General features: G+C 57.5%; 9 protein-coding genes. 6 read left to right on the top strand and 3 right to left on the bottom strand.

The annotated features are described in order from the left end of the window. Positions 1 to 208 precede the first annotated feature (208 nt). From ACUVTA_RS07650 to ACUVTA_RS07640, 3 genes are all read left to right on the top strand, one after another. Positions 209 to 892, top strand: a complete 684-nt coding sequence (locus ACUVTA_RS07650) for a YkgJ family cysteine cluster protein (RefSeq protein ID WP_445952360.1) — start codon at positions 209 to 211, stop codon at positions 890 to 892. 140 nt (positions 893 to 1,032) lie between these two features. Then, positions 1,033 to 1,440: a (Fe-S)-binding protein gene (locus ACUVTA_RS07645; protein ID WP_445952359.1), complete on the top strand. Its 408-nt coding sequence runs from the start codon at positions 1,033 to 1,035 to the stop codon at positions 1,438 to 1,440. Then, positions 1,433 to 3,187, top strand: coding sequence for an aldehyde ferredoxin oxidoreductase N-terminal domain-containing protein (locus ACUVTA_RS07640; RefSeq protein ID WP_445952358.1), 1,755 nt, complete (start codon positions 1,433 to 1,435; stop codon positions 3,185 to 3,187). Before ACUVTA_RS07645 ends, ACUVTA_RS07640 begins: the two co-directional genes overlap by 8 nt. 12 nt (positions 3,188 to 3,199) lie before the next feature. On the opposite strand, the gene ACUVTA_RS07635 is transcribed toward ACUVTA_RS07640, so the two are convergent. The 3 genes from ACUVTA_RS07635 to ACUVTA_RS07625 all read right to left on the bottom strand — a co-directional run bounded on the left by ACUVTA_RS07635 (position 3,200) and on the right by ACUVTA_RS07625 (position 5,517). Further along, positions 3,200 to 4,045, bottom strand: coding sequence for a deoxyribonuclease IV (locus ACUVTA_RS07635; protein WP_445952357.1), 846 nt, complete (start codon positions 4,043 to 4,045; stop codon positions 3,200 to 3,202). 16 nt (positions 4,046 to 4,061) lie between these two features. Next, positions 4,062 to 4,754 (bottom strand): endonuclease III domain-containing protein, encoded by a 693-nt coding sequence (locus tag ACUVTA_RS07630; RefSeq protein ID WP_445952356.1) that lies wholly within the window; start codon positions 4,752 to 4,754, stop codon positions 4,062 to 4,064. A gap of 118 nt (positions 4,755 to 4,872) precedes the next feature. Beyond that, the gene (locus ACUVTA_RS07625; protein WP_445952355.1) at positions 4,873 to 5,517 is read right to left on the bottom strand and encodes a DVU0298 family protein; all 645 of its coding nucleotides are present in this window, start codon (positions 5,515 to 5,517) and stop codon (positions 4,873 to 4,875) included. 442 nt (positions 5,518 to 5,959) lie between these two features. Here ACUVTA_RS07625 and ACUVTA_RS07620 point away from each other — a divergent pair, with 442 nt between their 5' ends. From ACUVTA_RS07620 to ACUVTA_RS07610, 3 genes are all read left to right on the top strand, one after another. Further along, complete coding sequence (locus ACUVTA_RS07620; protein ID WP_445952362.1) at positions 5,960 to 6,187, top strand: hypothetical protein; 228 nt, start codon at positions 5,960 to 5,962, stop codon at positions 6,185 to 6,187. Beyond that, on the top strand, positions 6,081 to 6,299 hold the full coding sequence (locus ACUVTA_RS07615; protein ID WP_445952361.1) for a response regulator transcription factor: 219 nt from the start codon (positions 6,081 to 6,083) through the stop codon (positions 6,297 to 6,299). The genes ACUVTA_RS07620 and ACUVTA_RS07615 overlap by 107 nt, the downstream gene beginning before the upstream one ends. Before the next feature lie 136 nt (positions 6,300 to 6,435). Next, positions 6,436 to 7,278 (top strand): hypothetical protein, encoded by an 843-nt coding sequence (locus ACUVTA_RS07610; RefSeq protein WP_445952354.1) that lies wholly within the window; start codon positions 6,436 to 6,438, stop codon positions 7,276 to 7,278. The last annotated feature ends 58 nt before the right edge of the window (positions 7,279 to 7,336 follow it).

The following is a 7,336-nucleotide window of genomic DNA, read 5'->3' as shown; positions in this document are numbered from 1 at the left end:
CGGTCAAGTCTTATTTATTTGTTGCATTTCACCCGAATATCTGTTTATAATTAAGTAGCTTTTCAACCAGATAACCGGTGGTACCGGTCAAATTTGCGGTATCTTTGAACCGCAGCGAAAGCGAGGATCCTTTATGCCCCTAACAAACGAACAACCGAAAACATTCATTACCCCGAGTGATAAGTTTCGTTTCTCGTGCCATCCTGGTTTGAAATGCTTTAATTCCTGCTGCCAGAACGTCAACATCTTCCTTACCCCGGCCGACGTTTTCCGGATGAAGCGTCGGCTCAACATGACTTCGACCGAGTTTTTAGAAAAGTACACGCTCCAGTTCGTCGCGCCCAACACGGGGTTGCCGCTAGTGCTCCTAAAAATGAGGGACGACGCGGCGAAGAGCTGCCCCTTCGTCACGCCGGAAGGCTGCTCTATTTACAGCGACCGGCCCTGGTCCTGCCGGCTCTACCCGCTCAGCTACAACAACGACGAAGACTACTACGAAATCATTGCGGACCCGGCCGTCTGCCTCGGCTTCAACGAAGCGAAAGAGTGCTTCCTCGAAGACTGGCTGGCCGACCAGGGGGTGCTTTTCCAGCGGGAGATTGACCGCCTCTTCAACGACGCTCTGGCCCGGTTAGAATTCCCGCGCGATAAGATCACGAACCCAAAAATCACCAGGATGATTTACCTTGCCGCCTACGATCTGGACGCGTTCCGCCGCTTCGTCTTTGAGAGCCGTTTTCTGCAAATTTTTGATATTTCCCCCGGCCTGGTGGAACGCATCAAGACCAACGACGAAGAATTAGCGCGGCTCGCCTTTCAGTGGCTAAGGTTCGGGCTGGCAGACAAAAACGCGCTGCCGCTCCGGGACGAAATCTTCAACGTGCCCACATAAGATTTAGTTTTGTACGCGCTTCGTTATCTGCCGCTGCGAGCGGCATTTTTTTTGGGGGGGCCGCAGGAAAAATTTTGTTCCGGGGCGAAATATCCCGAAAATGAACCATAATAAGCGGAGAAATATGACGGAGGAAACTCATGAAGACTTTGCGCGTCAAAGACGTTGACCGCTGTATCGGCTGCTACTCCTGCATGCTCGCCTGCGCCCGCCACGTCTTCCGGAGTTACTCCATCGTTGAGACGGCTATCTTAGTACGAACGCGGGGCGGCCTGCAGAGTAAGTGGGGAATCGAAATCTGCCGTGGCTGCACTGAGCCGGCGTGCGCTCAAGCCTGCCCCACCGGGGCGCTTACCCCCCGGCCGGGCGGTGGCGTGATTTTCAAAAAAGCGAAGTGTTCCCAGTGCGCCGCCTGTGTCGACGCCTGCATTGCCCGGGTAATCCGCCTTGATGATGAAGGCTTCCCGATCATCTGTATCCAGTGCGGCAGTTGCGCTCGCTTTTGTCCCCAGGAAGTCCTGGCGATGGAGGAGCAGAAAAATGTTTGAAGGCGATTTCTTGCGCGTTCTCGATATCGACTTGGAGCATAACACCTTCTCTGTGAGCGAGCGGCCGGACCTAAAATCCTACTTAGGTGGGGTTGGCATCGCCGCCAAACTGCTGTTAGAACACGCGGCCTGGGATGAAGATCCTTTAAGCCCGGCGCAACCGGTCATTTTCGCGATCGGGCCGCTCTCCGGCATCTTTCCCCTGGCGACCAAGGTAGCAGCAGTGTTTCGCTCCCCGCTGACGGGCGAGTGGGGGGAAAGCTACGCGGGGATGCGGGCCGCCCTCTCCTTGCGCTTCGCGGGCTACGATGCGGTAGTAATTAAGGGGCGCGCACCAAAACCGACCTATTTGCGGATCGACCGCGAAGGGGCTTTTTTCCGGGATGCGCGGGGGCTCTGGGGCCTGGATACCGAGGAAACGGGCCGCCTGCTCCGGGAGTGGGAGCCCGGGCGGGGACACCGGAGCAACTGGCGGATAGGCCCGGCGGGAGAGAATGGCGTAGCCTTCGCCGGGGTTAACGTCGATACTTTTCGCCACTTCGGCCGGTTGGGGTTGGGTGCCGTTTTGGGGAGTAAGAACCTCAAGGCGATCGTCGTGGACGGAACCAAGAGTTACCCGATCAAAGACCCGAAGGCTTACAATGCCGCCTACGAGAAGATTTATACCGAAGCGGTTAAAACCCCCCGGATGGCCAAATACCACCAGATCGGCACCGCCGAAAACGTCCTGCGTCTCAACAGCAGCGGCAGCCTGCCGACCATGAATCTTCAGGCTGGCCGGTTTGCCGCCGCGGCAGCCGTTAGCGGCGAAACTTTTGGCGCGCAATCGCTCACGCGCATTCTCTCCTGCACCGGCTGCCCGGTGGGGTGTATCCACGTAGGGATGTACCGGCGGCCCCACCCCGAGGGCTACGGCTACATCTCCACCACTCTCGCTTACGACTACGAACCGATCTACGCCCTCGGACCGCTGCTCGGTCTTGATACTGTCGACAAGATTTACGCCCTGCTCGATACGGTAGAAGCAACGGGCCTCGATGTAATTTCTACCGGCGTAGTCCTCGCCTGGGCTACGGAAGCATTAGCACGGGGGCTGATTACCGAAAGCGAAACCCTGGTGCCCCTGCGGTTCGGCAACGAAACAGGCTACATCCGGGCGACTGAACACCTCGCCGCGCCGCCCAACGAGTTTTACCGCGAACTCGGCCGGGGGTTGGCCCAAGCTACCGCCCGGTACGGCGGCGCGGACTTCGCCCTCACCCTCGGCGGCCACGAGATGGCCGGCTACCACACCGGCTACGCCTTTCTCCTCGGGCATAGCGTGGGGGCGCGCCACTCGCACCTCTGTAACGCCGGTTACTCCTTCGACCAGAAGCACGGCACGGCTTTCGAAGACGCCGCACTCGTTGAGTACCTTATCGAAGAGGAAGAGTGGCGCAACGTGCTTAATTCCCTGGTCATCTGCCTCTTCGCCCGGGGAATTTACACCCCGGAGGTAACCGCCACGGCGCTCAACGCGGTGGGCGTTGCCGTAACCCCTGCAGATTTAAAGCAGGTCGGGCGCGAGATATTCCGGTTGAAGTGGGAGGTTAAGAGGCGTTGGGGCTTTAGCCTGGAAAATCTCCGGGTACCGCGGCGTTACTTTGAAACGCCTTCGGGAAGCGGCCCCCTTGATCCCGAACGCTACCAGCAGCTACTCGCGCTTTACCGGCAGCGCCTCGCTGTGAAATTAGGTATGGCGTTTTAAGAAGAGCAACGCCTAACCTTTGAGCAAGCTGCGTAACACGCGTAGGTTTTCGATATCCTCCCGCAGATCCGGTCCCTTCGGTGTCTCGAGCACCATCGGGAGGTCCCGGAAGCACGGGTCGTTAAGGAGCAGCCGGAAGGCCTCCAAACCTATTTTACCGGCCCCGATATGCTCGTGGCGGTCGAGGTGGCTGCCCAGTGCCCCGCGGGAGTCGTTGAGGTGAATCGCCTTCAGGCGCTCAAGGCCGATTATCCGGTCGAAGCGGGCGAAGGTTTCCGCGTAAGCTTGGGGCGTGCGAATATCGTAGCCGGCGGCAAAAGTATGGCAGGTATCGTAGCAAACGCCGAGTCGCTCCGGGTATCTGCTTTCCTGGATAAGCCACGCGAGGTGTTCAAAGCGGTGGCCGATGCTCGCCCCTTGCCCGGCAGTCGTTTCGAGGAGAATCATCACCCCGGAACTTTCGGTCTGCCGCAGGATCTCGTCGAGCGCCGCCCCTATACGCGCCAGCCCCACCGTCTCGTCCGGGTTAACTCCCGGATGGACAACGAGATAAGGCAGACCTAGGGCGGCACACCGCTCCACCTCTTCTATAAAGCTCGCCACCGACTTCCGCCAGAGTTCCGCGTTGGCAGCGCCGAGGTTGATGAGATAAGAGGTGTGGGCAAAAACTGCGCGGATGCCGGTTTCCTCCCATGCCCGCCGGAAACGGGCCACCTCTTCCGGCGCGAAAGGCCTCACCCGCCACTGGCGCGCGCTTTTGGTGAAGATCTGGACCGCCTCGCAGCCGATGCTCTGCCCGCGTAGAAGTGCCTGCTCCACGCCGCCGGCGATCGACATATGGGCACCGAGGAAGGGCATTTTCTCACCTTCCGGCTTAAAATTTACATCCTCCCACAGTAGGTTCCCTCGGGTTTGTCGCCGCGTTTTTACAGAAAGATAAAACCGGACACGCTCCGCAGCGGGGCGCCTTTTTGCGACACAAATGGTGCCCCAAAGCATCAAGCTGAGCGTGGTACTCGTTAAAAAGCCTCACGTCTGGCGGGAGGTGGCGCATGAAAAAGGCCTGCATTTCTGCGTACCGCGCCCGGGCAGGAAAGATGCCTAACCGGTGGAAGATGCGGTGGGTGTAAGCATCAACGACAAAAACCGGTTTCTCGGCCGCGTAAAGGATGATGGAGTCGGCGGTTTCCGGCCCGATGCCGCGGATGGATAGAAGCCGCTGCCGCAACGGCGCTACGTCCTGTTTTAACAGCACCTCCAGATCACCGCCGCACTCTTCGACGACGACCCGGCAGAAATCTTTGAGTCTTTGCGCCTTCTGGCGGTGGTAGCGGGCCGGACGGACAAGGGCCGCCAGCTCTTCTTCCGGAGCCTCAAGGAGCGCCCGCGGCGCAAGCCAGCCTTTTTCCTTCAGGTTGGCGATGGCCTGAGCCGCCCCCTTCCAGGCAACGTTTTGGGTAAGGATGGCCCCTATGATCACCTCAAAGGGAGTCTCCGCCGGCCACCAGTACCGGGGACCGAAATGAGCGTAAAGTCGTTCGTAAACCGTAAGCAAAAATTTCCGCATCCCTTAAAACCCTGCCCGCAACGCCTCCGAACCCCTCGGATCATCCGCCGCAAGCTTCAAACCTTAACCCCGAACGTCTGCCACGGGACGCTCAACCTTGAACCCGGCTCTGCAGCCGTCAAACCGCCTTCGCCTTCAGCTTCGCCACTGCTTCCGCCGCCAGCGCCCCAACCGTTTTTTCGGTCAGGTTACCGTCCAGGTATATTCTAACCCGCGCGGCGTCACCGGTAAGCTCCCTCAGGTCGGCGGTTACTTCGGCCGCACCCATCTCTCCGAGCGCCCAGGCGGCGCATCCCCGCACCTGCGGGTCGGGACTCCCGAGCAACCCCCGCAGCTCCGGCACCACTTCCCGGACTAACTCCGGCCGCACGCTCCCGATCCGCCCGAAGGCCCACACGACCCCCGCCTGGAGGTAAGGTTCGTCCAGGACGTTCATCAGAATCAGCGCGTTTTCCCCTAAAAAATCGGGCGCCCGCGCCACCGCCTCGCCGATAGCCGGCGCTACCAGGGGGCCACTCGTTCCCGATTCGTCGTTGAGGGCCCAGAAAAGCCGTCGCATCCGGTCCCGGCAAAACTCTTCATCCTCTGAAAACAGCGCCGCAACCACACGCCCAAACCCTTCTGCCGCCCGCCACGCCAAAAGCTCGTCGGGATAGTAAAGCACGCCGATGAGCACAGTAAGCAGGCGCCGGTCTTCCCGCGCCCGCGCCACTAACGTGTCCCAGTCTGCCGCCCGCAGCAGGGAGAGGATTCCCTCTTTCATACTCGATTAATTCGGCGGCACCGCGCAGAACCCTGCCGCCAACCCAAGAATCCCGACGCGAAACCGGGAAGAAAAATCAGAACACCTCCTGCTGGCCTCCCGGCAGCAAAATCACCAACTGCAGGTGCCCACCCACCGGTACGAGCTGCCGGATGTGCCACACCAAATACTACTTCTCTTCAAGAGGAATCAGATCCTTTCTGCTTCCGCGTCGAGACACTTGCTATCCAAGGCCCAGGACGTGGGGCCCGGATGTGATCATGGAGGTGGTGCCTGTGTTTTCTTTTCCGGGAAAACCGGGATTGGCGCCGGAAGATTACCGCCCCTATCTCTGCTCTGCCGAATAATTAGAAGCATCATATACTCACTACCGGTCCTCGAAGGTGCCCCGCGACCTGTCGAAACCACGGCAAATCCTGCTAAAAACGGCGCTTGATCCCATATGACGGTAAACTCGTTTCTTCTTGTTCTTGCCGAAGAAATAATCCTTCCATCCTATTACACCGGCCCGCAGATTGAGGATAAGTTTATACTGGATGATCTTCGCGCCTACCAGAGGAGCAGTGCTGCTCCTGCACCGTTTTCCCTGCCGGGGGCGATTGCCGAAAAACTCACGCTGCGGGAACGGGAAGTACTGGAGCTTTTGCTCCGCGCGTGGAGTAATAAATAAAGTAGCGGCAGAACTTCATTTAAGCATCCGCACGGTCCGAACCCACCGCCAGCACATCTATCGGAAGTTTGGCACCGGCAGTTTAGACGAATTATCATCCGACAATCCCTAACAGTAGGATTATCTTTCAACAGTTTCCTTTTCCCAGCATAAGACTACGCCGGAATGGGATAGGCACGGCCCGAAACGCGGCAGTCTGCTGCAAAATACAGGAGAAAAATACTGCATTTTGCAGTATTTGCACCAAAGTGCGGTCATATTATGCTGTGGTAAAAAGCGGGAGCAGGAAGTTTTGGCCAGGGGAGGTGGTGAATAATAGTAAAGTTATCGGAAGAGCCGCTTTGCGGCAGGGAGGTCACTTCAGTGTAAGTGTTACGGAAAATTTCAGAATAAGAGGAGTGAAAGCAAAAATGGAACGCTACCTGCTCTTTGATGCCAAGTGTCCGGTTTGTAACAGGCTCGCCCGGACGATCGAGAAAGAAGCGAGGGGGAGAGTAAAGGTTCGGAGCTTATATGACCGGGAAATGCAGGCGGTGCTGAATCAGGTACGTCCCGGCTGGCGGTGGGAACCTCTCTTGTTAGAGATTAAGGAAGAACGGGTTCGGGTTTACAGTGGCTTAAGCATGCGGCTACGAATGGCGATCGTTTTAGGATGGCGGCGAACTTACCGTGTAGTACAAATACTGCGGGAAGCGGGAGTAGGAATAACTGGTGTAAGCATTGAAAGAAGATGGTTCTTAAAACAAGCAGGCTTATGGGCACTCGGATTAACGTTATCCGGATTAGCCTCGTTAGGATTAGAGTCAACCCGTTTAGCGGCGTGGGCAAAGGGAAAAGCAGTGGAAGTTAATGGATGGTCTCCTAAAGGGCCTAATGGAGTAGCCTACGAAGCGTGGAAGCTGGGGGTAAGAGCTTATGACATTTCCCCGAATGACCAAGGAATAGTGGTAAGTTTTTCGCATGTTGATCCGGCGAAGCAGGGTGTCCTATCCATCGAGGATTCTAACGGGATTAAAAAATTTGCTTTAGCAATGAGTACGGGAAACGTGAGACTACCGGTATACTCTGGGACGAAAACAAAGGTGAATTAACGCTTTTACTCAAGTTTGACAGCTAACCCGCATTTTGGGCGGCCCCAGGACCGGGAAG

This window comes from Thermodesulfitimonas sp., from assembly GCF_052743955.1.
The sequence above is the reverse complement of the archived record's forward strand: the minus strand, read 5'-3'. Positions and strand labels throughout refer to the sequence as shown.

Excerpts from the sequence above, each read along its gene's own strand:
- ACUVTA_RS07625 (WP_445952355.1), bottom strand. The coding sequence starts at position 5,517 with ATGAAAGAGGGAATCCTCTCCCTGCTGCGGGCGGCAGACTGGGACACG.
- ACUVTA_RS07640 (WP_445952358.1), top strand. The coding sequence starts at position 1,433 with ATGTTTGAAGGCGATTTCTTGCGCGTTCTCGATATCGACTTGGAGCAT.
- ACUVTA_RS07630 (WP_445952356.1), bottom strand. The coding sequence starts at position 4,754 with ATGCGGAAATTTTTGCTTACGGTTTACGAACGACTTTACGCTCATTTC.
- ACUVTA_RS07635 (WP_445952357.1), bottom strand. The coding sequence starts at position 4,045 with ATGCCCTTCCTCGGTGCCCATATGTCGATCGCCGGCGGCGTGGAGCAG.
- ACUVTA_RS07620 (WP_445952362.1), top strand. The coding sequence starts at position 5,960 with ATGACGGTAAACTCGTTTCTTCTTGTTCTTGCCGAAGAAATAATCCTT.
- ACUVTA_RS07645 (WP_445952359.1), top strand. The coding sequence starts at position 1,033 with ATGAAGACTTTGCGCGTCAAAGACGTTGACCGCTGTATCGGCTGCTAC.